Origin of the sequence: Croceibacterium segetis, from assembly GCF_011320115.1 — a bacterium.
Taxonomy (GTDB): domain Bacteria; phylum Pseudomonadota; class Alphaproteobacteria; order Sphingomonadales; family Sphingomonadaceae; genus Croceibacterium_B; species Croceibacterium_B segetis.
In genome coordinates, this window is record NZ_JAANOZ010000037.1 from 1 (window position 1) to 671 (window position 671).

General features: G+C 68.7%; 1 protein-coding gene. It reads right to left on the reverse strand.

Annotation, left to right across the window (positions count from 1 at the left end; translation table 11 throughout):
- Positions 1-671 (reverse strand): FAD-dependent oxidoreductase (locus tag G7B69_RS16640; RefSeq protein ID WP_166181301.1); only part of this gene is annotated, 671 nt, incomplete at both ends.

Here is a 671-nt window from a genome sequence, read left to right on the forward strand (position 1 = left end):
AGCGTCTTCCAGTTGATCCAGCGGTTCATGTCGACCCCGCCGGTGACCCACGCGGTGTTCATCGAATGATGGACGTCGCCTTCCTCGATGTCGGTGTCGAACTCGGCCCCCGCGCGGGCGAACATGTCGCCGTCGCCGCTGGTGTCGACCACCACCTGGGCGAGCAGCGCCTGGCGCCCGGCCTTGCTCTCGAACACCACGCCCTTGGCGACGCCCGCCTCGACGATCGGCCGCGCGGCCCAGGCGTGGAACACGATCCGCACGCCCGCGGCGAGCAGCATTTCCTGGTTGTTGAGCTTCATCACCTCGGGATCGAGCGTCGGCGCCCACTGGACGATGCCGTGGAAGGCGGTGGTGCGCTGCTGCCAATAGCCCACCTTGAGCGGATCCTGGTTGCCCCAGTCCTCGCGCGGCGGACCAGCGACGGCCTCGGGCGGCATCCGGTCGATGAACTCGCGCGCGAAGCCCTGGATCACGTGGTTACCCTGCCAGTCGGTCATGCGGTCGATCCACATGACCAGACCGCCGGTGGAGAGCCCGCCGAGACAGTTGTAGCGCTCGACCAGCGTCACGTCGGCGCCGGCCTTCGCGGCAGCCCACGCCGCTGCGCAACCCGCCGGGCCGCCGCCGATCACCACCACATCGCACTTGTGATAGACGTCGATCTCGCG